The organism is Ideonella sp. (assembly GCF_036277275.1).
Classification (GTDB): Bacteria; Pseudomonadota; Gammaproteobacteria; order Burkholderiales; family Burkholderiaceae_C; genus Ideonella.
In genome coordinates, this window is the sequence record NZ_DASUNH010000027.1 from 15181 (window position 1) to 40455 (window position 25275).

The following is a 25275-nucleotide window of genomic DNA, read 5'->3' on the forward strand; positions in this document are numbered from 1 at the left end:
GACATGGATGCAGTGTCCGTCTCGTTCTGGGTGGTGGCGATCCTCGTCCTGCTGGCGATCGCGTTCGACTTCATGAACGGTTTCCACGACGCGGCGAACTCGATCGCCACCGTCGTGTCCACCGGCGTGCTGAAGCCTCAGCAGGCCGTGTTGTTCGCCGCCTTCTTCAATGTGATCGCGATCGCGATCTTCCACCTGAGCGTGGCCAAGACCATCGGCAAAGGCATCGTCGAGCCGGGGGTGGTCGACCACCACGTGGTGTTCGGCGCGCTGGTCGGCGCGATCACCTGGAACGTGATCACCTGGTGGTACGGCATTCCGTCATCCAGCTCGCACGCGCTGATTGGTGGCATCGTCGGTGCGGTGATGGCCAAAGCCGGCGGCGCCAAGCTGATCGCCGGCGGCATCCTGAAGACCGTGGCCTTCATCTTCATCTCGCCGACGCTCGGCTTCGTGCTGGGTTCGCTGATGATGGTGGGCGTGGCCTGGGTCTTCCGTCGCACCTCGCCGCTGCGGGTCGACCGATGGTTCCGACGTCTCCAGCTGGTCTCTGCCGGGCTGTACTCGCTCGGTCACGGTGGCAACGACGCGCAGAAGACCATCGGCATCATCTGGATGCTGCTGGTCGCGTCGGGCTACGTGGCCGTCGAGGCCACGGCGCCGCCGGCCTGGGTGATCTGGGCCTGTTATGTCGCGATCGGCCTGGGCACGATGTTCGGCGGCTGGCGCATCGTCAAGACCATGGGCCAGAGGCTGACCAAGTTGAAGCCGGTCGGCGGGTTCTGCGCCGAGACCGGCGGCGCGATCACGCTGTTCATCGCCACCGGGATGGGGATTCCGGTGTCGACCACGCACACGATCACCGGCGCCATCCTCGGCGTGGGGTCGGTGCGCAGTGCATCCACCGTGCGCTGGGGCCTGGCCGGCAACATCGTCTGGGCCTGGGTCTTCACGATCCCTGCGGCGGCCTTTGTCGCCGGCGCCTTCTACTGGCTCAGCCTGACCTTGTTCTGATCGATCAGCGCGCAGCAGCGGCTTCGGACTGCTGCTGCCACTCGAAGAACTTCTGGCCGCCAAAGGCGATGGTGCCCATCAAGACCATGCCGCCCAGAAGCAGCGCAGTAATGACGCCCAGCACCGCGCCCCAGCCACTGGGGCGTTGTGCATGACCAGCCGCAAAGCGTGCTGTCCAGCGCTCGTCCGGCGTCAGGCCGATGACGATCGCGCTCAACATCGCGGCAGACAATGACAAGCCCAGCCATGGAATCAGGGCCCACGACAGCATATCGTCCTGGCCGAGGCTGCGCATGCGCAGCACGCCGACCACGCCGATCAGCGTCGGCGGCCAGAACGCCCAGGCCCACGGGTCGCGGCCGCCGTGCAGGTAGAGCCGGTGCAGGCCCAGGCCGCCACCGAGCAAGGCGATCCAGGTCGCCAGTGTTTTCGATTTCGCGCTGCTCATTGGCGCATCCTCCGGCCGGTGGCCGGCTCCGAAAGGCAATGAGCTTCAGCGGGCGGCCGGGCGGGACTCATCGGTCAGCCTCGGGTGGCTGGCTGTCACCCAGGCCCAGCGCCTTTTGCATCACCACCACGTCGAGCCAGCGCTCGAACTTCCAGCCGGCGCTTTTCATCGTGCCCACATGCTGAAAGCCCAGCCGTCGGTGCACGCCGATCGAGCCGGCGTTGGCACTGTCGCCGATCACGGCCAGCATCTGGCGCGCGCCGGCGGCTTCGCAGCGCCCCATCAACTCGGCCAGCAGCAAGGTGCCCAGTCCCTTGCCGCGGGCGTCGCGGTGCAGGTAGATCGAGTCCTCGACGCAGAAGCGGTAGGCCAGCCGCGGCCGGAAGTGGTTGGCATAGGCATAGCCCAGCACCTGGCCCTCCACTTCGGCCACCAGCCACGGCAGGCCTTTGGCCAGCACGTCAGCGCGGCGCTTGGCCATCTCGGCATCGCTCGGCGCTTCCAGTTCGAAAGTGCCGGTGCCGGTGAGGGCGGCCTCGCCGTAGATGGCGGCAATGGCGGGCAGGTCAGCGTCGGTGCTGGGGCGGATCAGCGTCGTGGCAGTGGCGGGCATGGGTGGCGCGGTTCGGTGGGAAGAGCAGGGTGCTTTCGCCGTTGAGGGTAAGCGCTTATAATCTCATGTTTCGGTCACGGTCGACCCCATCCGGGTGCGGCGTATCTACGGGGCCGAAGTGCGCCCACCGGGTCGGCTTGAAAGGCCAGCCGGGTGGGCAAGCAGACCGGCTGGCTCAGTGGTGTCTCCTGGGTTTTCAGCGGTCGCCCCACTTTTCAAGGAAACGACAAATGGTCGTGATTCGTCTGTCCCGTGGTGGTGCCAAGCACCGTCCCTTCTACAACATCGTCGTTGCCGACTCGCGCGAGCGCCGTGATGGCCGCTTCATCGAGCGCGTGGGTTTTTACAACCCGATGGCGTCCGAAGGCGAAGAAGGCCTGCGCGTCGCGCAAGACCGCGTGACTTATTGGGCCGGCGTCGGCGCCCAGCTGTCGCCGACCGTGCGCCGCCTGGTCGACACCGCCAAGGCCAAGGTCGTCGCCCCGGCCTGAGGGCTCGAGCGACTGCCAGCGGGGTGAGTGCCTTGTCTCAAAGTCTGCCGGTCGCCAAGACCACCGACTTCGACGACACCCCCGCCTGGCCCGACGATGCGGTCGAAGTCGGCTGCATCGTTGACGCCTGGGGCATCCAGGGCGGGATCAAGGTCAAGCCTTTCTCGTCGGATCCTCAGGCCTTGTTCTCTTCCCGTCGCTGGTTCCTGCAACCACCGGTGGGGCCGGCTCCCAAGACGAGCACGGCCAAGCTGCCGCGGGTATTGAAGATCACCCAGGTGCGCGAGCAAGGCGCTTTGGTGGTGGCCAGGGTCCAGGATGTTGACGACCGCAACGCCGCTGAGGCCTTGCGCGGTGCGCGCATCTTCATCTCCCGCCAGAGCTTCCCGACCGCCAAAGAAGGCGAGTACTACTGGATTGATCTGATCGGTCTGGCCGTCGTCAACCGCGAAGGCACGGCACTCGGCACCGTGATCGACCTGCTCGACACGGGTGCCCATTGCGTTTTGCGCGTGCAGCGGCGCCCGGATGCGCCGGCCGACGCCAAGCCCGACGAGGCCGAGCGCCTGATTCCTTTCGTCGACGCCTATGTCGACAAGGTCGACCTGACCGAGCGCCGTATCACCGTCGACTGGGGCTTGGACTACTGACGCCGGCTCCCGTCGTTTTGTCCATGCGCTTCGACGTCATCACCCTTTTCCCCGAGCTGTTCGCCCCTTTTCTGGTGCAGGGCGTGACCCGGCGTGCCTTCGAGTCGGGCCAGGTCGATGTGCAGTTCTGGCCATTGCGCGACTATGCCGAGGGTAACTACCGTCGCGTCGACGACCGGCCTTTCGGTGGTGGCCCTGGCATGGTCATGCTGGCTGAACCGCTGGAGCGGGCGTTGGCCGCCGTGCAGGCGGCGCGGGGCGCGCCGGCGCCCCTGATCCATTTCAGCCCGACCGGGCGGCGCATAGACCAAGCGCTGCTGCGCGAGATGGCCACGGGCCCTGGTGCGGTGCTGTTGTGTGGCCGCTATGAAGGCATCGACCAGCGCTTCCTCGATCGCCATGTCGACCAGGAGTTGAGCCTGGGTGACTTCGTGCTGTCCGGCGGCGAACTGCCGGCACTGGCCCTGCTGGACGGCATTGCGCGCCTGCAGGAGGGTGTGCTGTCCGACGCCCGCTCGCACCAGCAAGACAGCTTTGAAGAGGGCCTGCTCGACTGCCCGCACTACAGCCGGCCGGAGCTGCTGGACAGTGCCGAAGGGCCGCTGCCGGTGCCGCCGGTGCTGCTGTCCGGTCACCATGCCGACATCGCCCGCTGGCGTCGGGAGCGCTCGTTGGAGTTGACTGCCCGACGCCGGCCCGAGCTGATCGCAGCGGCACGTGCTGCTGGGCGGCTGAGCAAGGCCGACGAGCGTTTTCTGGCGCAGCTGCCGCCACTCGATCCAACTTCGATATAATCAAAGGCTTTTCGATCCTCTGCCGGGCAGCAGTGACCTCGCGAGCCGCCGTGCCCAATGGCTTCAACGCCAAGGGCTTCAACGGTTTCTCATGGGTGTCGCCTACTCAGTCCAAGCGCGCCGGCACGATCATTTTGGAGAACCCTGTGGACCTGATCCAAACCCTTGAGCAAGAAGAAATTGCTCGCCTGAACAAGACGATCCCGCCGTTTGCCCCCGGCGACACGGTGATCGTCAGCGTCAACGTCGTCGAAGGCACCCGCAAGCGCGTGCAGGCCTACGAAGGCGTCGTGATTGCCAAGCGCAACCGCGGTCTCAATTCCAGCTTCATCGTTCGCAAGATTTCGAGCGGCGAAGGCGTGGAACGTACCTTCCAGCTGTACAGCCCGCTGATCGCGTCGATCGAAGTCAAGCGCCGCGGCGATGTGCGTCGTGCCAAGCTGTACTACCTGCGTGAGCGTTCCGGCAAGTCGGCCCGTATCAAGGAGAAGCTGGCCTGATCTTTTGGTCAGCCTGCCGCGAAGTGGCAGGTCGTGCGAGGCGCGAAGCCAGTTTTCGACGGAGTCAAAAGCTGGCCCATTTCTGAAAGCCGCCCTCGAGGCGGCTTTTTGCTTCCTGGCGTAAGCTCGCCCGCCATGCCCTCTGACGAGTCTTCCATCACCGCCCGCTCGCCCCGAACGTCGATCCGCGACCCGCACCTGATCCCGGTGGTCGCTCATGATGCTCACCTGTCGCCCGTGGCGATGGACCGCCTCAGGCCCGATGCCCTGCGCCAACGCCTGGCGCAAATAGGCGATTGGCAACCACCCATCAGCGGCGATGGCGCGCGGCCGGAAGGGCTCAGCGAGCGCCAAGCCACGGCGGCTTCGGTGCTGGTGCCACTCGTGCAGCGACCGGGCGAGTTGCACGTGCTGCTGACCCGCCGCACCGACCACCTGCACGACCACGCCGGCCAGATCAGCTTTCCGGGCGGCCGCGCCGAGCCCAGCGACGCCGACGCGGTGGCCACTGCGTTGCGCGAAGCTGAAGAAGAGGTTGGCTTGAAGCACGAGATGGTCGAGGTCATCGGCCAGTTGCCTGTCTACACGACAGTGACCCGCTTCGTTGTCACGCCGGTGGTTGGGTTGGTCCGTCCGGACTACGTCCTCGCCCTCGACAGTTTCGAAGTGGCCGAGGCGTTCGAGGTGCCGCTGCACTTCCTGATGAACCCGGCCAACCACCAGCACCACGAGTTCGAGTTCGGTGGTGCGCGGCGCCGTTTCCTGTCGATGCCCTGGCGCCCCGGCCATGGCGACCCGCGCGAATACTTCGTCTGGGGCGCCACCGCAGCGATGTTGCGTAACCTCTACCACCTGCTTTCGGACTGACCCTCTGGGTATCATCCGCGGCGATGAGTTTCTTCGCCGTTCTTTTCGCGCTGCTGATCGAGCAGGTCAAGCCGTTGCCGCGCGACAACTGGGTTCACGACACGCTGGCCGATTGGGTCGGCTGGACCGGGCGCAACTTCGACGCCGGCAAGCCGCAGCATGCACGGGTGGTCTGGTTCGTCACCGTGATCGTGCCGGCGCTTTTGGCCTGGGGGATCCACTTCGGGATCGCCCATTTCAGCGTCATCGCAGCTCTGGTGTTCGATGTCGCGATCGTCTACCTGACCCTCGGATTTCGCCAGTTCAGCCACTACTTCACCGACATCCGCGAGGCGCTGGAGCGTGGTGACGAGGACCAGGCGCGGCGGCTGCTGGCCGAATGGCGGCACCTGGACGCGAGCGAACTGCCGCGCACCGAGCTGCTGCGCCATGTGCTCGAACACGCGTTGCTGGCTGCGCACCGCCATGTCTTCGGTGTCTTCTTCTGCTACGTGGTGCTGGCCGCGCTGGGCCTGGGCCCTGCCGGCGCGGTGGCCTACCGAATGGCGGAGTTCGCCAGCCGCTACTGGGCCTTCAAGAGCCGCTCGCTGGGTGTCGCGGTGAACGAGAACCTGAAGGACCTGTCCCAACGTGCCTTCAGTGTCATCGACCACGTGCCGGCGCGCCTGACGGCGTTCGGCTTCGCGGTGGTCGGCAACTTCGAAGAAGCCGTGGCCGGCTGGCGGCGCGACGCCGAGCTGTGGAAGCACGCCAATGAAGGCATCATCCTCGCGGCGGCCGCAGGAGCGGTTGGCGTGCAACTGGGTGGGGGCGCGGCACCCGGGGTCACGCCGGACCGTTCGAAGACTTTCGTCCAGGGCGGCGACGCCGAAGCCGCCGAAGCGGCTGGTTCCACGCCGGGAATTCCACCCCAATTGGGCCACTTGAGCAGCGTGGTGGGCCTGGTCTGGCGCTCGGTGGTGCTGTGGATGCTGCTGCTGGCGCTGATGAAGCTGGCCAACCTGCTTGGCTAGCCAAGCAGGTTGGCCTTCGGCCGACTGTGGCGCTTCCCCGGCCCCTTCCGAGCAGGGGCTCCAGCATGAGCATTGAAGGGTGTGTCGGCGCAGCAGCGCAAGATCTAACCCTTGCGCTGCCCTTGGTCCAGTTCGTCCCACAGCCCTTCGTACAAGCGCACGCGCGTCGGCGCGATCGCGCCGCGCTCGGCGGCCGCACGCACGCCGCAGCCGGGTTCGTGGCGGTGGGTGCAGTTGTAGAAGCGGCAATGACCCAGATGGGCACGGATGTCCGGCATCAGCTCGGCCAAGCGCTGCGGCGTGACATGCATCAGGCCGAATTCTTGGAAACCCGGTGAGTCGAGCAGCGCGCCGGTCCTGCTGTCGTCCAGCCAGTACCAGGTCGTGGTGGTGGTCGTGTGTCGCCCGGCATTCAGTGCCTGCGAAATCTCGCCGACCTGGGCATCGGCGCGCGGCACCATCAGGTTGATCAGTGTGCTCTTGCCCATGCCACTGGGGCCCAGAACCAGCGTGGCTTTGCCAGCAAGCAAAGGCGCCAACGTGGAGCGCGCCGCATCGGGGGCCGTCTTCAACGCGGCCTCGATGACCGGGATGCCCATCGCCCGGTAAGGTTGCAGGCGCTCGCGGGCCAGCGCGGCGGTGGGCAGGTCGATCTTGTTCAACAGCAACGCACTGGCGATGCCGGCATCCTCGGCCGCGATCAATGCACGCGTCAGCTGCGATTCGCTGAACATCGGCTCTCCGGACAGCACCACCAGCAGCAGGTCGATGTTGGCGGCGAAGGACTTGGTGCGCCACTCGTCCTGCCGTGCCAGCAGGTTGCGGCGCGGCTCCAATGCTTCGATCACCGCTTCGTCGCCCGAGACCTGCCAGCGCACCCGGTCACCGACGACGCATTGGCTTTTCTTGCCGCGGGGGTGGCCGATCAGGCGCCGGCCTTCCGGCGTCTCGATCATCACGTGGCGGCCATGGGCGCCGACGACCAGGCCGATGTCGAGTTCTGCGAATTTGCTCATCGTGCGCCTAGTGTCCTGTCCCGCAAATAACAGCCATTGAGATTCGACCAGATGGTGATGATCGTGCGTTCGGGCGGGTGGGCAGATACCGAGCGTATCTGCCCTGATGGCCGGGCGCGCGAGGGCGCCATCTGGTCGAACCTACTTTCGACATTTCTGGCGGGCCGAATCCGGGGCGCTCGCAGCGCCGCCAAGCCAGGCTGATACCGCCAGGTATCAACCTGGCTCGTCGTCTCGCGATCATTCCCATTGCGGACCGTCGCAATGACAGCTATTTGCGGGACAGGACACGGCGCGGCCGGGCGGCGCTCAAGTCTGCAACGCGGCCAAGCGCTCGCTGGCCGGCGGGTGCGAGTAGTAGAAGCGGGCGTACACCGGGTCCGGCGTCAGCGTGCTGCCGTTGTCTTCGTGCAGCTTCAGCAGTGCCGAGGCAAGATCGGCGCCGTCGGTCTGGGCGCGCGCGTAGGCGTCGGCTTCGAATTCGGCGCGGCGAGACCAGCGTGCCGACAGCGGCGAGGCGAAGAACAGGAAGGGCGGCGCTGCCAGCATGAACAGCAACAGCGCCAGTGCGTCGTTCGCCGCCTGCAGGTTGGGCTCGACACCCAGGCCGACGTAGAACGCGGGCTGGCGCGCCAGCCAGCCCAGCAGGGCCATCGCCAGCAGGCCGACGCCAAACGAACGCAGCGTCATCACCAGCACGTGCTTGTGGTGGAAGTGACCCAGCTCGTGTGCCAGCACCGCTTCGACCTCACGCACGCCCAGGCGGGCCAGCAGGGTGTCGAACAGCACCACGCGTTTGGCCTTTCCCAGGCCGCCGAAGTAGGCGTTGACGTGGCTCGAGCGGGTGCTGCCGTCCATCACGAACAAGCCGTTGGCCGTGAAGCCGCAACGGGCCATCAGCGCCTGCACACGCTCGGCCATTGCCGAGTCGGCCAGGGGCTCGAAGCGGTTGAACCAAGGCGCGATCCAGATCGGGTACACCACCTGCATCAGCAAGATGAAGCCGACCCATAGCGCCCAGGCCCACAGCCACCAGAAGTCGCCGGTGGCATGCATCACCCACAGCACCAGGGCGATCATCGGCAGACCGATGGCAATCGACAACGCGGTGCCTTTGGCCAGGTCGGTGAAGAACAACTTCGGCGTCATGCGGTTGAAGCCGAAACGTTGCTCGATGCGGAATACCCGCACCCATTCCAGCGGCAGGTCGATCAGGCCACCGATCAAGGCGAAGGCGGCAAAAAGCCCCAGCTGGTACACCAGGTCGCCGAACCGAGGTTGCAGTGCGTCGCGCACCAGCGTGTTCAGCGCGTCCAGCCCGCCGAGCAGCGTCCAGGCGAGCAACAGAACCGCGCCGACGGTTTCGGTGGTCATGCCGTAGCGCAGGCGCGCCAGCGTGTAGTCCGCCGCGCGCTGGTGGGCGCCCAACGGAATCGTCGAATCGAACGGGGCCGGCACGGCGCCGCGGTGGGCTTGTACGCTGCGCGCCTGGCGCCCCGCGAGCCAGAATTTCACGGCTTGCGAGGCGGCGAGGGCGGCCACCAGCGATAGCGATACGGTCAACGCCTGCATGGCAAAGAGTGTATGTTGTCGGACAATCGCCGACCCTTTCCTATCCTCAACCCGCCGGGCTACCCACCATGAGCGCCACGATGCTTTCGAAGAACGACCAGAACCTGATCTGGATCGACCTGGAAATGACCGGGCTGAAGCCCGAGTCCGACCACATCATCGAGATCGCCGTTGTCGTCACTGACCCTTTGCTGACGGTGCGTGTCGAGGGCCCCGTGTTTGCGATTCACCAGAGCGATGCAACGCTGGACGCGATGGACGCCTGGAACAAGGGCACGCACGGTCGCAGCGGGCTGATCGACCGGGTGAAGGCCTCGACCATCGGCGAACCCGAGGCCGAGGCCCGGGTGATCGAGTTCCTGGCCGGTTACGTGCCGGCCGGCAAGAGCCCGATGTGCGGTAATTCCATCTGCCAGGACCGGCGTTTCCTGGCCCGCCACATGGCCGGGCTGGAGGCCTTCTTCCACTATCGCAATTTGGATGTCAGCACGCTGAAGGAACTGGCGCGGCGCTGGAAGCCCGCGGCGATGGAAGGTTTCAAGAAGGCCCAGGCGCACACTGCGCTGGCTGACATTCACGAGTCGATCGACGAGCTGGCGCACTATCGCACCCATCTGCTCAACGTCTGAGCCGCGGGCGGACGACGGGCGCGCCGATTACTACTTGGTCTTGCGAACGGCCGTCACGACGTACTGACCATCGACCTTGTCGGCGCTGAACTCGATCTTGTCGCCGACGGTCAGGCCGTCCAGCAGCGTGTTCGGCTTGGCCTTGTAGGCCATCGTCATGGCCGGAATCTGCAGGTTCTTGATCTCGCCGTGTTTGATGGTCAGCTTGCCGTGGGTGTGGTCGATCTTGCGCACCTCGCCTTCCGTCGCGCCGGCGGGCGCGGCGGCCAGCAGGGCCAGCGTGGCGGCAATGCCGCTGATCACCGCTCCCAGGGTCGGGCTGCGCCCGGCCCGCCCCCGAAGGGGGGGCAAGACGCTCGGGAACGGCCCTTCGTGTCTCGAGGCGATGGTGAAGGTTCTGTTCATGGCGTGAGTCTCCAATGGCACCTCTACAACCCTTCAAGCGCCCTGGTGGATGACAGCCGCGGGCTGGGAACGGTTCCCTAGAATGCGTTGATTGCCCATTATTCACACCCTTCCACTTCGTTGCATGCCATGAGCCACGCCACCGCGCCCGCCAACGTCGACCACATCCTGCCGCGCGAAAAGGCCGAAATCCTGGCCCAGGCGCTGCCGTACATCCGTAAATTCCACGGCAAAACGCTGGTCATCAAATACGGCGGCAATGCGATGACTGATCCGGAGTTGCAGCAGGACTTCGCCGAAGATGTGGTGCTGCTGAAGCTGGTCGGCATGAACCCGGTGGTCGTGCACGGCGGCGGCCCGCAGATCGACGAGGCCTTGTCGCGCCTGGGCAAGAAGGGCACCTTCATCCAGGGCATGCGGGTGACCGACGAAGAGACGATGGAAGTCGTCGAGTGGGTGCTGGGCGGCGAGGTGCAGCAAGACATCGTCGGTCTGATCAATGCCGCTGGCGGCAAGGCTGTGGGCCTGACCGGGCGTGATGGCGGCATGATTCGCGCGAAGAAGCTGAAGATGGTCGACAAGGACGATCCGAGCAAGGAACACGACGTCGGCCAGGTCGGCGAGATCGATTCAATCGACCCGAGCGTGGTCAAGGCGCTGCAGGACGATGCGTTCATCCCGGTCATCAGCCCGATCGGCTTTGGCGAGAACAACGAGAGCTACAACATCAACGCCGATGTCGTGGCTGCCAAGCTGGCCACGGTGCTGAAGGCCGAAAAGCTGATGATGCTGACCAACATTGCGGGCGTGTTGGACAAGTCCGGCCAGTTGCTGACCGACTTGACAGCTCGCCGCATCGACGAGCTGTTTGCCGACGGCACGATCAGCGGCGGCATGCTGCCCAAGATCGCCGGTGCGCTGGATGCAGCCAAGAGTGGCGTCAATGCGGTGCACATCATCGACGGCCGGGTGCCGCACGCGATGCTGCTGGAGATCCTGACCGACCAGGCCTACGGGACGATGATTCGCTCGCATTGAAGGCCCACCCCCGAAGCGCCTGCGGCGCTTCCCCCTCAAGGGGGCGCCGCTGATGGACCGGCAGAGCCGGATCCACGGCGGCCGCTTGAGGCTGGTGCGCTGACGCGCGGCCAGGCTCTCGGGCAGTTCACATCATGACTCACTCTTCATCCACCGCTGCGATGGCGGCTGCCTGCGGCGCGGCCTTCTTGTGGGGCACCGGCGCGCTGGTGGTCAACCTGCTGATCGCCAAGTTCGGCCTCAGCCCGGAGAGCATTTCGTTCTGGCGCTTCGTGGTTGGCGCCGTCTTGCTGGTTGCCTTGTTCGGCCGGCCGGCGCATTGGCCGCGCTTGCGCAGCCAGGCATGGCTGCTGATCGGTGCCGGCGCCTGCATGGCGTTGTACGTGCTGTGCTGGTTCCTCGGCATCGCCCGCATCGGCGCGGCGGTACCGACGCTGATCGCCCTGTGCCTGCCGCCGGTGCTGGTGACGCTGGTTGCCGTGCTGCGCGGCCGTGAGACGCTCGACGTGCCGCTGGTGGCCACGCTCTTGGCCGCACTGGTGGGCACCACGCTGGTGGTGCTGCGCCATGGTGGGTTGGCCGCTGGGGCCGAGACCGGCACCGTGGTGGCAGGCGTGCTGTTCTCGGTCGCTTCGGCCGTGCTCTATGCAGGCTTCACGCTGGTCAGCGGCCGACTGTCGCAGGCGCTGGGCGCGGGCCCGGCAACCATGGGCCTGACCGTGGTGGCCGCCGCGGTGATGGGCCTGAGTGTGCTGTACGCCCCGCTCGCCTGGCCCGACGACATTCCACCCGAAGCGTGGTTGCTGTACCTGGGCCTGGTGACGGCGGCGCTGGCACTGCTGGCATTCAGCTGGGGCGCCGCGCGGTTGACCCCGACGGCGTTGACGGTGGCGACGTTGGTCGAGCCGCTGACCGCGGTGCTGTTGGCCGCGCTGCTGCTGGGCCAGGCCTTGTCGGCATCACAGTGGCTGGGCGCGGTGTTGATGCTCGCCAGCATCGCAGCGCTCGGCAAGCGCGACGCCGAGCGGTCGGCAGCGGTGCGTGCGAGCGCCTGATGGCCGCTGAACGCGTCTGGCTGTTCGACCTGGACAACACGCTGCACAACGCGGCGGCGTCGTCGTTTCGTCTGCTGGATGGGGCGATGAACGACTACATCGAGTGCGAGCTGCGTGTCAGCGCCGCCGAGGCCGACCATCTGCGCAAGCACTACTGGCACCGCTACGGCGCCACCCTGCTGGGCCTGATGCGGCACCATGGCGTCAAGCCGGCACACTTTCTGCATCACACCCACCTGCTGCCCACGCTGGAGCGTGAGGTGGCGAGCCACCCGCATGACGTGGCGGCGTTGCGGCACTTGCGTGGCCGCAAGTACATCCTGACCAACGCACCGTTGGCCTATGCCGAACGGGTCTTGCGCCAGCTCGGCATGCTGAAGTTCTTCGACGGCGTGATCGGCATCGAGCAGATGACGATGTTCGGCCAGTGGCGACCCAAGCCCGATGCGCGCATGTTCCGTGCGTTGGCGGCCAAGCTGGGCGTGTCGCCGCGCCGGTGCGTGCTGGTCGAAGACACGCTGGTCCACCAGAAATCGGCCTATGGCGTCGGCATGCGCACGGTGTGGATGCAGCGTTGGGCGAGACGGGGTTCACATGGTCCTGAAGTTGGTGTTTACCTGCACCGAAAGCCGGCCTATGTGTGTGCCAGAATCGCCTCGCTCCAACAGTTGCGCCGTGTGCCGTGATGCCTGACCTGCCCGAAGAAACCGAAGCGGCCCAGGCCGAGGCACCCCAGCCTGAAGCGGCTGCCGAGCCCCCCGCTGGTTCTTCCACCGTGGGTAACCCGGAGGCTCCCGCGCGCAAGCGCCCGAAGCCTGGCGAGCGCCGCGTGCAGATCCTGCAGACGCTGGCCTCGATGCTCGAGCAACCCGGCGCCGAACGCATCACCACCGCCGCACTCGCTGCCGCACTGTCGGTCAGCGAAGCGGCGTTGTACCGTCATTTCGCCAGCAAGGCGCAAATGTTCGAAGGGCTGATCGACTTCATCGAATCGAGCATCTTCGGCCTCATCAACCAGATCACCGAACGCGAGACCAGCGGCTCTGTGCAAGCCCAGCGCATCACCCAGGTGGTGTTGCAGTTCGGCGAGAAGAACCCCGGCATGACCCGCGTGATGGTGGGTGATGCGCTGGTGTTCGAAAACGAGCGCCTGACCGCGCGCATGAACCAGTTCTTCGACCGCGTCGAGTCGCAGTTGCGCCAGAGCCTGCGCCAGGCCGCCGGCGAGACCGGCTCGAACACGCCGACTGTCGAAGCCAATGGCCGGGCGTCGGCATTGACGGCCTTCATTGTCGGCCGTCTGCAGCGTTATGCCCGCTCGGGTTTCAAGCGCAGCCCGACCGAGCAGCTGGACATCGCGCTGGGCCTGTTGACCTGAGGTGCCCACCAGCGCGGACCTCGCGCTGAGCTGGGGCGGCGGCCAGCTTTGGCTGTGCCCCGAGCGTGCCGCTTACTGGCCTGGCGAGCGGGTGCTGCTGGTGGCGGATTTCCATCTCGGCAAGGCACACAGCTTTCGCCGTTTCGGTGTGCCGGTGCCCAGCGGCACCAGCGAAGCGAACCTGACGCGCCTGAGTGCGCTGATCGACCGGCTGCAGGCGCACGAGGTGGTCTTCCTTGGCGATTTCCTGCATTCGGCGCGTGCCCGCAGCGCCCCGGGTATCAACGCATTCGCGGCGTGGCACCAAGCCCGGCCTTCGCTGCCGCTGACCCTGGTGCGTGGCAACCACGACCTGCGTGCCGGCGACCCGCCTGCCGAGTTGGGCATTCGCGTCGTTGACGAGCCGTTTGCGCGGGGCTCGTGGTCGTTGTGCCACCACCCTGCAGTGCGTGAAGGCCAGGCTGTCGTAGCCGGCCATCTGCACCCCGGCGCGTTGGTGACCGGCACGGGCTTCGACCGCCTGTGCCTGCCGGCTTTTCACTGCACTGGTGCGGTGCTGGTGCTGCCGGCGTTTGGTGAGTTCACTGGCCTGAAGGCCGTGGCGCGCGAGGCCGGTGACCAATGCTTCGTGACCGATGGTGTGCAGGTGTTTCGGCTGCCTTGACGCCTCGCCATCACATTTGAGAATTAGGGGGGAAGCCGGTGTACTTCATCGAAAGGACACCAATCGATATTCCAATACAGGCCTCATCGAGCCCCGCCGGCGCGGCCATCCGTCCGGCGACGGCGCTCGCCCCCTTCAACTCCTTGTGAAGCGAGTCCCGAGATGCCCTCCCACCCCGCCAGTCACGTGCTGACCGCCGTCGCATTGAGCGCCGCCCTGGTCGGCTGCGCCAGCGCCGCCGCGCCGTCGAACTCAACGGCCAAGCAGGCCAAGCCTACCGGGGTCATCAAGATCTTGGCCCTGAACGACTTTCATGGCCAGCTCGAATCGCCGGGAACCTTCCGTGCGAACGTCGATGCGCCAGTGGTGCCCGCCGGTGGTGCCGACTATGCAGCCGGCTACATCGCCGCCGCGCGCGCCGCCAACCCGAACACCGTGGTCGTTTCAGCCGGTGACCTGATCGGCGCCAGCCCGATGGTGTCGGCGCTGTTCCACGATGAGCCGACGATCGAGGCGATGAACCGCGCCGGGCTGGACTTCAACGCGGTCGGCAACCACGAATTCGACGACGGCAAGGACGAGCTGCTGCGCATGCAGCGCGGCGGCTGCCACCCGACCGACGCCGCCAACTCGTGCCGAGGCGCGGACGTCGGCACGCCGGTGCCGTTCGAAGGTGCCAAATTCCGTTTCCTGGCCGCCAACGTGGTGCACAAGAACAGCGGCCGCACGCTGTTCGCGCCCTACGGCATCAAGAGGTTCGACATCGGCGGCAGGAAGGTCAAGATGGCCTTCATCGGCATGACGCTGAAGGACACGCCGCAGATCGTCACCCCGTCGGGCGTCAAGGGCCTTCTGTTCAACGACGAGGCGCAGACCGTCAACGCGCTGGTGCCGCAACTGCGCGCGCAAGGTGTCGAGTCGATTGTCGTGCTGATCCATCAGGGCGGGGTGCAGGCCGCGCCGTCGCCGGTCGACATCAACGCATGTGTCGGTGGCCTCGAAGGCTCGCCGATCAAGACCATCGTCGGCCAACTCGATGGCGCCGTTGACTTGGTCGTCACCGGCCATACTCACCAGGCCTACAACTGCCAGCTGCCGCTGTCCACGGGTCGTCTGGTCCCGGTGACCAGTGCCAACGCGCAGGGTCGGGTGGTGACCGAGATCGACCTGACCGTCGACACCGCGACGGACGACGTGACCAATGCGGTGGCGCTGAACAAGGTCGTCGACCGCAGCAATGTCAACATCACGCCGAGTGCCGAGATCGCGACGCTGGTCGCCAACTACAAGACGCTGGTCACGCCGATCGCCAACCGCGTGATCGGCAGCATTGCGCGCGATGTGCTCAACACCCGCGACGCCGCCTGCAACATGCCGGCCGGTGACCTGATCGCCGATTCGCAGCTGGCTGCCACCGCGGCGCCGGATTTCGGCGGCGCGCAACTGGCGCTGATGAACCCGGGCGGCGTGCGCAACCCCGGCTTCACCTATGCGAACAGCAGTGCCAATGAAGGCGACGGCAACGTCACCTATGGCGAAGCCTTCACCGTGCAGCCCTTCGGCAATAGCCTGGTGACGATGACGCTGACGACGCAGCAGATCCGCGACGTGCTGGAGCAGCAGTTCCCGAACTGCTTCGGCCAGACCGTCTTCGCCCGCGTACTGCTGCCGTCCAACGGCCTGCGCTACGAGTGGGACCACGTTCAGGCCTGCGGCGCCAAGGTGCGTAACGCCACGCTGACGGTCAACGGCGCCGCCGAGACGCTGGTCAGCAATGGCGAAGTCGTCAATGGCGCGCGGACCTGGCGGGTGACGGTGAACAATTTCCTGGCCGACGGTGGGGATGGCTTCAGCGTGCTGAAGGGCGGTGTGAATCGCCTGGGTGGTGCGCAAGACATCGATGCGCTGGAGCGTTACCTGGCCGATTTCAAGGCGCCGAACCCGCCGTACGACCCGCTGGCCGCCAACCTCGGCAAGCCGCGCATCGTTCGCCTGGACGGCGGCACCGCCTGTCCGTAAGCCGGGCGCCGGCCGGGGGCAGGGGGCACCGGGTGTTCACTACACTCGGTGCCCATGGATCCCGTGACTGCCCCTGTGACCCTCGAAGCGCTGCTGGCGAAAGCCGACCGCCTGCTGACGCGGCTTGACGCCGTGTTGCCGCACCCGCCGGCAGCGCCGGACTGGGCGGCCTCGATCGCCTTTCGCTACCGCAAGCGGGCCGGCTCCGGCGTGCTGGAGCCGGTGCGCCACGTGGCCACCATCCGTTTGAGTGACCTGAAGGAGGTCGATGCGCAGAAAGAACGGCTGGCCCGCAACACCGAGCAGTTCGTCGCTGGCGCCTCGGCCAACAACGTGCTGCTGACCGGCGCTCGCGGCACCGGCAAGAGCTCGCTGATCAAGGCCTGCCTGAACGAATACGCGCCGCGCGGGTTGCGGCTGATCGAGGTCGACAAGGCCGACCTCGTCGATCTGCCGGACTTGGTGGACCTGGTCGCCGGCCGGGCCGAGCGATTCATCGTGTTCTGCGACGACCTGAGCTTCGAAGAGGGCGAGCCCGGCTACAAGGCCCTGAAATCGATCCTCGACGGCTCGGTCGCGCAGGCATCTGACAACCTGCTGATCTACGCGACGAGCAACCGGCGCCACCTGTTGCCCGAGTACATGAAAGAGAACCTGAGCTACCAGCACACCGAAGATGGTGAGGTGCACCCGGGTGAAGTGGTGGAGGAAAAGATCTCGCTGTCCGAGCGTTTCGGGTTGTGGATCAGCTTCTATCCGTTCACTCAAGGAGAGTACCTGGCGATCGCGGCGCAGTGGCTGCGCCACCACGGGCTGAACGAGGCGCAGATCGAGGCCGCGCGGCCGGAGGCGCTGGTGTTTGCGCTCGAGCGCGGCTCGCGGTCGGGCCGTGTCGCGCACCAGTTCGCGCGCGACCTGGCGGGCCGGCTGGCCGTGGCAGGGAAGGGCGCATGAGCGGGCAAAGCGAGCGGGTGCCGGTCGACGTCGCCGTCGGCGTGCTGGTCGAGCGTGATGCAGCCGGGCGCGAAGGGCGTTTCCTGTTGACCTCGCGCCCGGAAGGCAAGGTCTACGCCGGCTACTGGGAGTTTCCGGGCGGCAAGCTGGAGGCGGGCGAAAGCGTGCACGACGCACTCGCGCGCGAGTTGCACGAAGAGCTGGGCATCACGATCGGCGACAGCCACGCCTGGCAGGAACTGGTGATGGACTATCCCCATGCCCGCGTGCGCCTGCACTTCCGCAAGGTCTACCAGTGGAGTGGCGCGTTCGAGATGCGGGAGGGTCAGGCCATGGTCTGGGAATCGCTGCCGGTGGCCAGCGCGCCGGTGCTGCCGGGCACCATCCCGGTGCTGCAATGGTTTGCTGCTGAGCGGGGCCACGACGGCCCCACCCACGGCAGCTAGGTTTCCAATCGCTACACTGCCCCCATGGATTGGCTGGATCACGTCCGATGGGACGACCAAGGCTTGGTGCCCGTCATCGCGCAAGAGGCGATCAGCGGCGACGTGCTGATGTTCGCGTGGATGAATCGCGAGGCACTGGCCCGCACGGCCGAGTTGCGCGAAGCGGTGTATTTCAGCCGCTCGCGCCAGCGCCTGTGGCACAAAGGCGAAGAATCCGGCCACACGCAAAAGGTGCACGAGATTCGCCTCGATTGCGACCAGGATGTGGTGCTGTTGAAGGTCACCCAACTGGGCCACGAGCCCGGGATTGCCTGCCACACTGGCCGTCACAGCTGCTTTTTCGAACGCCTGGACGGCGGGCAGTGGACGGCAATCGACCCGGTGCTGAAAGACCCCGGCCACATTTACACCAAGTGAAGCCTTTGATGTCTGCTGTCCCTGCCACTTCGAACGACACCTTGCAGCGCTTGGCCGAGGTGATCGAGTTGCGTCGCCAGGGCGACCCGGACAAGAGCTATGTCGCCCGCCTGTTCCACAAAGGCACCGACGCCATCTTGAAAAAGGTCGGCGAGGAGGCCACCGAGACGGTCATGGCGGCCAAGGATGGCGATCGCCAGAAGATCGTCTACGAGGTGGCCGACCTGTGGTTTCATTCGATGATCGCGCTGGCCCATTTCGGGCTGACCCCGGCCGATGTGCTGGCCGAGCTGGAGCGGCGCGAAGGCCAGTCCGGGCTCGAAGAGTTTGCCGCGCGCAAGGCGCAACAGCGTGAGCAAGGAGAACGTGGATGAACGACCTGAGCACAACCAACCCGCTCGACCCGAGCCGCGACGAAGGGCTGCGCACGGTGGGCCACATCAGCTATGCGCTGCATGCCGTCGTGGCGGTCGGCGCGGTGCTGCCGGGGTTCCAACCCGGTATCGTGCTGCTGCTGGTGGCTTTCATCCTCGACCTGGTCAAGCAGTCGGATGCCGCCGGCAGCTGGCAGGAAAGCCACTTCCGCTGGCGCATCCGCAGCGTGCTGTGGGCGGCGGGGCTGTACGTCGTGACGCTACCGTTGTGGGCGCTGTTCGTGCTTCCAGGCTGGATCGCCTGGACGGCGATCTCGATCTGGTTCCTTTACCGCGTCGTGCGCGGCTGGTTGGCGCTCAATGAGCGCCGGGCGATGCCGGTCTGAGCCGGCCAGGGAGAGACAACACCATGAGCACCGATCCCAACTGCATCTTTTGCAAGATCGTCGCCGGGCAGATCCCGTCCAGGAAAGCCTTCGAGGACGAAGACGTGCTCGTCTTCCACGACATTCACCCATGGGCGCCGGTGCACCTGCTGGTGGTGCCCAAGCGCCACATCGCGACGATGGAGGCGGTGACGCCCGAGGATCAGGCGCTGATGGGCAAGATGATGGTGCTGGCGCCGAAGCTGATGGCCGACGCCGGCGTCAGCGGCGGCTTCCGCCAGGTCATCAACACGGGCCGCGATGGCGGCCAGGAAGTGTTCCACGTGCACATGCACGTCTTTGGCGGGCCGCGCCCCTGGGCCAAAGGATGAGCTTTGCCCGGGCCTGCCACCTATTTGGGGACTTGGCGATCACTGTGGGTTGAACTGGCCACGGCCCGCCCCACTCTTACAATCTACCGTTGGTCTTTGGAGAAACGTCATGGGATCGTTCAGCATCTGGCATTGGCTGATCGTGCTGCTGGTCGTGGTGCTGATTTTCGGCACCAAGAAGCTCAAGAACATGGGCTCCGATCTGGGCTCCGCGGTCAAGGGCTTCAAGGACGGGGTCAAGGGCGGCGCCGAATCGGGCGAGCCGATGCCGCCGTCGCAGCAGGTGACCACGTCGTCGGCCAAGGCGAACGACGCCAATACCGTCGACGTCGAAGCCAAGAACAAGGTTTGAGCCGGTTTCCGGCCCGCCGCCTGACCGCCGCCGCCGGCGGTCGGGCGGCGGCTTGACGCGCGTCCCATGATCGATTTCGGATTCGACAAGATTGCCCTCATCGGGGCCGTGGCGCTGATCGTCATCGGCCCCGAGAAACTGCCGCGCGTGGCCCGCACGGTGGGCCATTTCGTTGGCAAGGCGCAGCGTTACGTGGCCGAGGTCAAGGCCGAGGTCAACCGCTCGATCGAGCTGGAAGAACTGCAGAAGATGAAGTCGCAGTTCGAAACCGCCGCGCGCGACGTCGAAAGCTCCGTGCGCAGCGAAGTGCAGGAAGCGTCGAACAACCTGTCGCAAGGCTGGAACGACGCCACCGCCGGCCTGGGGCAGGGGCTGGCCGACGCCACCGGCGACGGCAGCGTCGGCTGGACGCCCGCCCCGCCGGTGTACCAGCATCCCCACAAGAACTGGCGCCTGAAGCGCGGCGCGGTGCCGGCCTGGTACAAACAGCGTGAAGGGGTGCGGCGGCATGTGCAATCAGGCGCCGCGCGGGTCGCGCGCTTTCGGCCGCCGAAGAGTGGCGGAGCAGCCCGATGAGCGCCGAACCCAAGGATGAGCTGGAAGGTACCGAAGCCCCCTTCGTTTCCCACCTGATCGAGCTGCGCGACCGCTTGGTGCGGGCGTTGATCGCCGTGGGGATCGCCTTCGCTGCACTGTCGTACTGGCCCGGCCCCGGTGGGCTGTACGACCTGCTCGCATCGCCGCTGGTGGCGACGCTGCCGCAGGGCGCCACGATGATCGCGACCAACGTGATCTCGCCGTTCCTGGTGCCGCTGAAGATCACGCTGATGGCGGCCTTCCTGCTGGCGCTGCCGATCGTGCTGTATCAGGTCTGGGCCTTCGTGGCGCCGGGGCTCTACAGCCACGAGAAGCGACTGGTGCTGCCGCTGGTGGTTTCCAGCACGCTGCTGTTCTTCGGCGGCGTCGCGTTCTGCTATTTCTTCGTCTTCGGCAAGGTCTTCGCCTTCATCCAGAGCTTTGCGCCGAAGAGCATCACCGCGGCGCCCGACATCGAGGCCTACCTCGGTTTCGTGCTGTCCATGTTCATCGCTTTCGGGGCGGCGTTCGAGGTGCCGATCGTTGTCGTCGTGCTGGCACGCATGGGTGTGGTCAGCATCGAGAAGCTGCGGGCGTTCCGCGGCTACTTCGTGGTGCTTGCCTTCATCATCGCCGCGGTCATCACGCCGCCGGACGTCGTATCGCAGCTGGCGCTGGCGATCCCGATGTGCTTGCTGTACGAGCTGGGCATTCTGGCGGCCGGGCTGTTCAACAAACACACCCAGGCGCCTGAAACGAGCGAGTAGCGCTCGCAGCGCTGTTGCTCTGCGGGGCGCGAGAGGGCAGAGGGCGCGCGAATGTCGCCTCTGCTTGCGTGCATCAATCCGGGTTGCGCTGCGCGGCCATCGACTTGGGTCGCTGGGCCACGGTCACCTTCAGCTCCAGCGCCTTCTCGCCCCGCTGCACACCGACCAACGTCTCGGACTGCGGCTTCAGCGCCGCCACCGCGTTCATCAGCTGCGCCGTGTTGCGCACCGCCTTGCCGCCGATGCGCGTCACCACATCGCCCGGCTTCATGCCGGCGCTGCTGGCCGGGCCGTCTTGCAGCACGCCGGTGATCAGCACGCCCTCATGGATCGGCAGCTTGAAGCTCTGCGCAAACTCCGGGTCGAGGTCGCGTGGTTGAACGCCGATCCAGCCGCGGGTGACGCTGCCATCTCGTACCAGGCCTTCCATCACCTGGCGCGCCAGGTCGATCGGGATTGCAAAGCCGATGCCCATGCTGCCGCCCGACCGCGAGTAGATGGCGGTGTTGATGCCGACCAGGTTGCCGTTGACGTCGATCAGCGCCCCGCCGGAGTTGCCGGGGTTGATCGCGGCGTCGGTCTGGATGAAATTCTCGAATGTCGACAGACCCAGCCCGGTGCGGCCCATCGCGCTGACGATGCCCGACGTCACTGTCTGGCCGACGTTGAACGGGTTGCCGATCGCCAGCACCGAGTCGCCCACCTGGATCTGCTCGATGTTGCCCAGCGTCACCGTCGGCAGGCGATCGAGTTCGATCTTCAATACCGCGACATCGCTCTCGGGGTCGGTGCCGACCAGCTTGGCCTGCGCTTCGCGGCCATCGGACAGGCGCACCTGGATGTCGTCGGCGCCGTCGACGACGTGGTTGTTGGTCAGCAGGTAGCCCTCGGGTGACACGATGACGCCGGATCCCAGCCCGATCTGCGGTTCCTGCCGTGTCGGCTGCTGGCCGAAGAAGAAGCGGAACCACGGGTCCTGCAGGCGTGGGTCGTTGATGGCCGCTGGAGCCTTGCTGGCCGTCACGCTGACGACCGCCGGGGCGGCGCGTCGGGCGGCGGCCGTCAGCGGCTGGAGCGGCCCGCTGGTGGCGGCCAGCGCCACCGGTACGTTGCCTTCCGGGTTGATCACGGTGCGCGACGTCGCGCCCACGAGCACCCCGCGCTGCAGCCATTCCGGCTTGAAAGTGCCGACGACGAACAGCACTGCCACGGCGACGGTGACCGTCTGGGAGAATACGAGCCAGATTCTGCGCATGACGCTGAAGGGGTGGATGTCCGATGGCAACACGGGCCGAAGTCGAGAGCTTTCTGCAGCAACTGCTGGCACCGGAACGGTTCAAGGATTATGGGCCGAACGGTTTGCAGGTGGAGGGCCGCGGCGAGATCCGCAAGGTCGTGTCCGGGGTCACCGCCAGCCTGGCCTTGATCAACGCGGCCATCGAGGCCCAGGCCGACATGATCCTGGTCCACCACGGGCTTTTCTGGCGTGGCCAGGACGGCCGGCTGATCGGTTGGTTGAAGGCACGTGTCGAGCGCCTGATGGTGGCTGGCGTCAACCTGTTCGCCTACCACCTGCCGCTCGATGCGCACCCGCTGTTCGGCAACAACGCCCGGTTGGGCGCCGAGCTGGGGCTCGAGGCCGATGGCCGCTTCGGCGACCAGGAGCTCGGGTTCATCGGGCCGGCCGGCGGTGTCTCTTCAGTGCAGGCGCTGCAGGCGATCGTGCAGCAACGCCTGCGGCGCGAGCCGGTGTTGGCGGCGGGTGACGGTCGGCCATTGAGGCGAATCGCATGGTGCACGGGCGGCGCCCAAGGTTATTTCGAGGCCGCGATCGCCGCCGGGGCCGACGCCTTCCTGACCGGCGAAATCTCGGAGCCACAGGCCCACCTGGCGAGCGAAACCGGCGTTGCCTTCCTGGCCTGCGGCCACCACGCGACCGAGCGTTATGGGGCCCCGGCAGTGGCGGCGCACCTGGCGACGTCGCTCGGGTTGACGCACGAGTTCATCGACATCGACAACCCGGCATGAAGACCGACGAACTGCCGTTGCTGGTGACGATGGGCGACGCCTGCGGCATTGGGCCCGAGACCGTTGCGCTGGCCTGGGCGCGAGGCGCGTTGGGGCGCGCTGTCGTTTGCGCCGATGTGCACGTGATGCGTCGGGCGATGGCTGCCGCAGGCCTGCAGCGACCGGTCGCCTGCATCGACTCGCCGGGTGACTGGGCGATGGTCCCGGGCCATGCGCTGCCCGTCTGGCAGCCCCCCGGCTTGGCACCCGGGCTGCAGCAATTGCCCTGGGGCCGGATTTCCGCCGCAGCGGGCGCCGCTGCGGCACGGTGCATCGAAGCGGCTGTCAGCGAGGTGATGGCCGGCCGTGTGGCTGCCATCGTCACGGCGCCGATTCACAAGGAAGCCCTGGCCGCGGCCGGCGTGCCGTACCCGGGCCATACCGAGATGCTGCAGGCACTGGCGGCCGGGCATGCCGGGCAGGTCGAGGCGCCCCCGGTGCGCATGATGCTGGCCAACGACGAGCTGCGTGTGGTGCTGGTCACCATCCACGTGTCGTTGCGACAGGCGATCGACCTGCTCGACGTGCCCGGGATCCTGCAAACGCTGCGCATCACCCATGCGGCGGCACGTGGCTGCGGCATCGCGCGGCCGCGCATCGCCGTGGCCGGGCTGAATCCGCACGCCGGCGAGGGCGGGCTCTTCGGTGACGAAGAGCTGCGCATCATTGGCCCCGCCATTGCCGCGGCGCGGGCCGAGGGCATCGACGCGACCGGCCCCCATGCACCCGACACCGTCTTCATGCGCGCCCGCAATGCGCCAGGGCACGCAGGCGAGTTCGACTTCGTCGTCGCGATGACCCACGACCATGGGTTGATCCCGGTCAAGTACCTCGGCGTCGAGCAAGGCGTCAACGTGACCTTGGGCCTGCCTTTCGTGCGCACCAGCCCCGACCATGGCACGGCATTCGACTTGGCCGGCAGTGGCCGCGCCGATCCATCGAGCCTGATCGCGGCGGCACGCATGGCGCGCCGCCTGTCGGCCTGCTGAGCGCCCCAGGCGCGCCAGTCGAGCCCGTCCCCAAGAAGGGGATCCAGCCACTCGCGAGCGGCCGTCGTTTCCTTGAGAGGTGTCACCGGCTGCGCAGCGCGTCGCGAATCTCGCGCAGCAGCAACACATCCTCCGGCGGCGCAGCGGGGGGCGCCGGCGGCGGTGACGCTTCATGGTGGCGCTTGAGGCGGTTGATCTGCTTGATCATGACGAAGATGATCAGCGCCAGCAGCACGAAGTTGAGCGCCACGGTGAAAAAGCTGCCGTAGGCGAACACCGCGCCGGCCTTCTTCGCATCGGCCAGGTTGGTGGCCGTCTGGCCGGCCAGCGGAAGGAAGTAGTTCGAAAAGTCCAGCCCGCCGAAGATGACGCCGACCAGCGGCATGATCAGATCGCCGACGATCGAGTCGACGATCTTGCCGAACGCCCCGCCGATGATGACGCCGACCGCCAAGTCGACGACATTGCCCTTTATCGCGAATTCTCTGAACTCCGTCGCGAACCCCATGTGAAACTCCTTGTGGTTGGTGGTGCACCCTCTGGCAAGCGCCGGCAAGGGTGCCGCCCGGCGCAGTATTGCTGCTGAGCGGGCGCTGTCAATCGGCGCTGTCGCTTCGGCACCGGGTCTGGCCAATGTGGATCGGCTGCCGACGCCCCGTGGCGAGTGCGTGTTGCGAGTTGCGCCGCTGCAGCTTGGTCGGACAGCCGTGTCTTGTCCGCTAAAATGCCGGATTGCCCGAGACCGGATCCCCTTTTGGCAAGGCGATTGCTGCGTCTCCCAAGTCTTCAGAGCTCCAAGAAGGACCCCCATGAGTGATAACGCGGTGGACCAAGGCAAGCGCACGTGGTTGATCACCACCAGCTGCGCGGGTGCCGTGGGTGGTGTGGCGGCGGCCGTGCCCTTTGTCAGCACCTTTGCCCCGTCCGAGCGTGCGAAGGCTGCTGGTGCCCCGGTCGAGGTCGACATCAGCGCGCTGAAGCCCGGTGAGAAGCTGACCGTCGAATGGCGCGGCAAGCCGGTGTGGATCGTTCGCCGCACCAAGGAACAGCTGGACGCGCTCAAGACCGTCGAAGGCGAACTGGCCGACCCGAATTCGCAGCGCAAGGCCTACCCGACGCCCGAGTACGCGATGAACGCCCACCGCTCGATCAAGCCCGAGTACTTCGTGGCCGTGGGCATTTGCTCCCACCTGGGCTGCTCGCCGTCGGACAAGTTCGCCACCGGTGCCCAGCCTTCGCTGCCCGATGACTGGAAGGGCGGCTTCCTGTGCCCCTGCCATGGCTCGACCTTCGACATGGCCGGCCGCGTGTTCAAGAACAAGCCCGCCCCCGACAACCTTGAAGTGCCGGAGCACATGTACCTCTCCGACACCAAGCTGTTGATCGGCGTGAGCAAGACGGCCTGAACGG

At 66.4% G+C, this 25275-nt stretch carries 33 protein-coding genes; 26 read left to right on the top strand and 7 right to left on the bottom strand.

The genetic code is table 11. The features are described from left to right. The first annotated feature begins 3 nt into the window (after positions 1-3). On the top strand, positions 4-1014 hold the full coding sequence (locus tag VFY73_RS06055) for an inorganic phosphate transporter (protein ID WP_329717024.1): 1011 nt from the start codon (positions 4-6) through the stop codon (positions 1012-1014). A 4-nt stretch (positions 1015-1018) separates the two neighbouring features. Here VFY73_RS06055 and VFY73_RS06060 read toward each other — a convergent pair whose 3' ends face one another. Next, complete coding sequence (locus VFY73_RS06060; protein ID WP_329717025.1) at positions 1019-1462, bottom strand: hypothetical protein; 444 nt, start codon at positions 1460-1462, stop codon at positions 1019-1021. Positions 1463-1529: 67 nt separating this feature from the next. Further along, positions 1530-2075, bottom strand: coding sequence for an N-acetyltransferase family protein (locus VFY73_RS06065; RefSeq protein WP_329717026.1), 546 nt, complete (start codon positions 2073-2075; stop codon positions 1530-1532). A gap of 230 nt (positions 2076-2305) precedes the next feature. Here VFY73_RS06065 and rpsP point away from each other — a divergent pair, with 230 nt between their 5' ends. The 6 genes from rpsP to VFY73_RS06095 all read left to right on the top strand — a co-directional run bounded on the left by rpsP (position 2306) and on the right by VFY73_RS06095 (position 6390). Then, positions 2306-2566 (top strand): 30S ribosomal protein S16, encoded by a 261-nt coding sequence (gene rpsP / locus VFY73_RS06070; protein ID WP_329717027.1) that lies wholly within the window; start codon positions 2306-2308, stop codon positions 2564-2566. A 32-nt stretch (positions 2567-2598) separates the two neighbouring features. Beyond that, entirely contained in the window at positions 2599-3216 is a 618-nt protein-coding gene (gene rimM, locus VFY73_RS06075) for a ribosome maturation factor RimM (protein ID WP_329717028.1), read from the top strand. 23 nt (positions 3217-3239) lie between these two features. Further along, on the top strand, positions 3240-4010 hold the full coding sequence (gene trmD / locus VFY73_RS06080) for a tRNA (guanosine(37)-N1)-methyltransferase TrmD (RefSeq protein WP_329717029.1): 771 nt from the start codon (positions 3240-3242) through the stop codon (positions 4008-4010). Positions 4011-4156: 146 nt separating this feature from the next. Next, positions 4157-4510 (top strand): 50S ribosomal protein L19, encoded by a 354-nt coding sequence (rplS, locus tag VFY73_RS06085; RefSeq protein WP_329717030.1) that lies wholly within the window; start codon positions 4157-4159, stop codon positions 4508-4510. Between the two features lie 135 nt (positions 4511-4645). Continuing rightward, a complete protein-coding gene (locus VFY73_RS06090) occupies positions 4646-5377 on the top strand; it encodes a CoA pyrophosphatase (RefSeq protein ID WP_329717031.1) in 732 nt (243 codons plus the stop codon). 23 nt (positions 5378-5400) lie between these two features. After that, positions 5401-6390: a CobD/CbiB family protein gene (locus VFY73_RS06095; RefSeq protein ID WP_329717032.1), complete on the top strand. Its 990-nt coding sequence runs from the start codon at positions 5401-5403 to the stop codon at positions 6388-6390. Between the two features lie 104 nt (positions 6391-6494). On the opposite strand, the gene rsgA is transcribed toward VFY73_RS06095, so the two are convergent. Together rsgA and VFY73_RS06105 are read right to left on the bottom strand one after the other, a co-directional pair. After that, on the bottom strand, positions 6495-7406 hold the full coding sequence (gene rsgA / locus VFY73_RS06100; RefSeq protein ID WP_329717033.1) for a ribosome small subunit-dependent GTPase A: 912 nt from the start codon (positions 7404-7406) through the stop codon (positions 6495-6497). Positions 7407-7715: 309 nt separating this feature from the next. Further along, on the bottom strand, positions 7716-8978 hold the full coding sequence (locus VFY73_RS06105) for a M48 family metallopeptidase (protein WP_329717034.1): 1263 nt from the start codon (positions 8976-8978) through the stop codon (positions 7716-7718). Between the two features lie 68 nt (positions 8979-9046). Here VFY73_RS06105 and orn point away from each other — a divergent pair, with 68 nt between their 5' ends. After that, complete coding sequence (gene orn / locus VFY73_RS06110) at positions 9047-9607, top strand: oligoribonuclease (RefSeq protein WP_329717035.1); 561 nt, start codon at positions 9047-9049, stop codon at positions 9605-9607. Positions 9608-9637: 30 nt separating this feature from the next. Here the strand turns inward: orn and VFY73_RS06115 are convergent, their stop codons facing one another. After that, positions 9638-10012, bottom strand: a complete 375-nt coding sequence (locus tag VFY73_RS06115) for a copper-binding protein (RefSeq protein WP_329717036.1) — start codon at positions 10010-10012, stop codon at positions 9638-9640. Positions 10013-10141: 129 nt separating this feature from the next. Between VFY73_RS06115 and argB the strand changes: the two genes are divergently transcribed. The 15 genes from argB (at position 10142) to tatC (ending at position 20809) form a co-directional block, all read left to right on the top strand. Further along, on the top strand, positions 10142-11050 hold the full coding sequence (gene argB / locus VFY73_RS06120) for an acetylglutamate kinase (protein ID WP_329717037.1): 909 nt from the start codon (positions 10142-10144) through the stop codon (positions 11048-11050). Positions 11051-11184: 134 nt separating this feature from the next. Beyond that, positions 11185-12105 (top strand): DMT family transporter, encoded by a 921-nt coding sequence (locus VFY73_RS06125; RefSeq protein WP_329717038.1) that lies wholly within the window; start codon positions 11185-11187, stop codon positions 12103-12105. Beyond that, positions 12105-12791 carry a pyrimidine 5'-nucleotidase gene (locus tag VFY73_RS06130; protein ID WP_329717039.1) on the top strand — a complete coding sequence of 229 codons (687 nt, stop codon included), beginning with the start codon at positions 12105-12107 and terminating at the stop codon, positions 12789-12791. The genes VFY73_RS06125 and VFY73_RS06130 overlap by 1 nt, the downstream gene beginning before the upstream one ends. After that, positions 12791-13483, top strand: coding sequence for a nucleoid occlusion factor SlmA (gene slmA / locus VFY73_RS06135; protein WP_329717040.1), 693 nt, complete (start codon positions 12791-12793; stop codon positions 13481-13483). The genes VFY73_RS06130 and slmA overlap by 1 nt, the downstream gene beginning before the upstream one ends. 1 nt (position 13484) lies before the next feature. Beyond that, a complete protein-coding gene (gene pdeM / locus VFY73_RS06140; protein WP_329717041.1) occupies positions 13485-14147 on the top strand; it encodes a ligase-associated DNA damage response endonuclease PdeM in 663 nt (220 codons plus the stop codon). Between the two features lie 162 nt (positions 14148-14309). Then, the gene (locus VFY73_RS06145; protein ID WP_329717042.1) at positions 14310-16166 is read left to right on the top strand and encodes a bifunctional metallophosphatase/5'-nucleotidase; all 1857 of its coding nucleotides are present in this window, start codon (positions 14310-14312) and stop codon (positions 16164-16166) included. A gap of 63 nt (positions 16167-16229) precedes the next feature. After that, entirely contained in the window at positions 16230-17120 is an 891-nt protein-coding gene (locus VFY73_RS06150; protein WP_329717043.1) for an ATP-binding protein, read from the top strand. Beyond that, positions 17117-17566 (top strand): NUDIX domain-containing protein, encoded by a 450-nt coding sequence (locus VFY73_RS06155; RefSeq protein WP_329717044.1) that lies wholly within the window; start codon positions 17117-17119, stop codon positions 17564-17566. Before VFY73_RS06150 ends, VFY73_RS06155 begins: the two co-directional genes overlap by 4 nt. A gap of 24 nt (positions 17567-17590) precedes the next feature. Next, on the top strand, positions 17591-17983 hold the full coding sequence (gene hisI / locus VFY73_RS06160) for a phosphoribosyl-AMP cyclohydrolase (protein WP_329717045.1): 393 nt from the start codon (positions 17591-17593) through the stop codon (positions 17981-17983). Positions 17984-17991: 8 nt separating this feature from the next. Beyond that, on the top strand, positions 17992-18357 hold the full coding sequence (locus VFY73_RS06165) for a phosphoribosyl-ATP diphosphatase (RefSeq protein WP_329717046.1): 366 nt from the start codon (positions 17992-17994) through the stop codon (positions 18355-18357). After that, positions 18354-18743 carry a hypothetical protein gene (locus VFY73_RS06170; RefSeq protein ID WP_329717047.1) on the top strand — a complete coding sequence of 130 codons (390 nt, stop codon included), beginning with the start codon at positions 18354-18356 and terminating at the stop codon, positions 18741-18743. The genes VFY73_RS06165 and VFY73_RS06170 overlap by 4 nt, the downstream gene beginning before the upstream one ends. 23 nt (positions 18744-18766) lie before the next feature. Continuing rightward, positions 18767-19114 (top strand): histidine triad nucleotide-binding protein, encoded by a 348-nt coding sequence (locus VFY73_RS06175; protein WP_329717048.1) that lies wholly within the window; start codon positions 18767-18769, stop codon positions 19112-19114. Positions 19115-19223: 109 nt separating this feature from the next. Beyond that, positions 19224-19466, top strand: a complete 243-nt coding sequence (gene tatA, locus VFY73_RS06180; RefSeq protein ID WP_329717049.1) for a Sec-independent protein translocase subunit TatA — start codon at positions 19224-19226, stop codon at positions 19464-19466. Positions 19467-19532: 66 nt separating this feature from the next. After that, complete coding sequence (tatB, locus tag VFY73_RS06185) at positions 19533-20042, top strand: Sec-independent protein translocase protein TatB (protein ID WP_329717050.1); 510 nt, start codon at positions 19533-19535, stop codon at positions 20040-20042. After that, positions 20039-20809, top strand: coding sequence for a twin-arginine translocase subunit TatC (gene tatC / locus VFY73_RS06190; RefSeq protein ID WP_329717051.1), 771 nt, complete (start codon positions 20039-20041; stop codon positions 20807-20809). Before tatB ends, tatC begins: the two co-directional genes overlap by 4 nt. A 73-nt stretch (positions 20810-20882) precedes the next feature. On the opposite strand, the gene VFY73_RS06195 is transcribed toward tatC, so the two are convergent. Then, complete coding sequence (locus tag VFY73_RS06195; protein ID WP_329717052.1) at positions 20883-22064, bottom strand: trypsin-like peptidase domain-containing protein; 1182 nt, start codon at positions 22062-22064, stop codon at positions 20883-20885. 23 nt (positions 22065-22087) lie between these two features. On the opposite strand from VFY73_RS06195, the gene VFY73_RS06200 reads away from it, so the two are divergent. Beyond that, positions 22088-22837 (top strand): Nif3-like dinuclear metal center hexameric protein, encoded by a 750-nt coding sequence (locus VFY73_RS06200; protein WP_329717053.1) that lies wholly within the window; start codon positions 22088-22090, stop codon positions 22835-22837. Further along, positions 22834-23865 carry a 4-hydroxythreonine-4-phosphate dehydrogenase PdxA gene (pdxA, locus tag VFY73_RS06205; RefSeq protein ID WP_329717054.1) on the top strand — a complete coding sequence of 344 codons (1032 nt, stop codon included), beginning with the start codon at positions 22834-22836 and terminating at the stop codon, positions 23863-23865. Before VFY73_RS06200 ends, pdxA begins: the two co-directional genes overlap by 4 nt. A gap of 82 nt (positions 23866-23947) precedes the next feature. On the opposite strand, the gene mscL is transcribed toward pdxA, so the two are convergent. Continuing rightward, complete coding sequence (gene mscL / locus VFY73_RS06210; RefSeq protein ID WP_329717055.1) at positions 23948-24373, bottom strand: large conductance mechanosensitive channel protein MscL; 426 nt, start codon at positions 24371-24373, stop codon at positions 23948-23950. Between the two features lie 301 nt (positions 24374-24674). Between mscL and petA the strand changes: the two genes are divergently transcribed. Beyond that, positions 24675-25271: a ubiquinol-cytochrome c reductase iron-sulfur subunit gene (petA, locus tag VFY73_RS06215; RefSeq protein ID WP_329717056.1), complete on the top strand. Its 597-nt coding sequence runs from the start codon at positions 24675-24677 to the stop codon at positions 25269-25271. Positions 25272-25275: the final 4 nt, after the last annotated feature.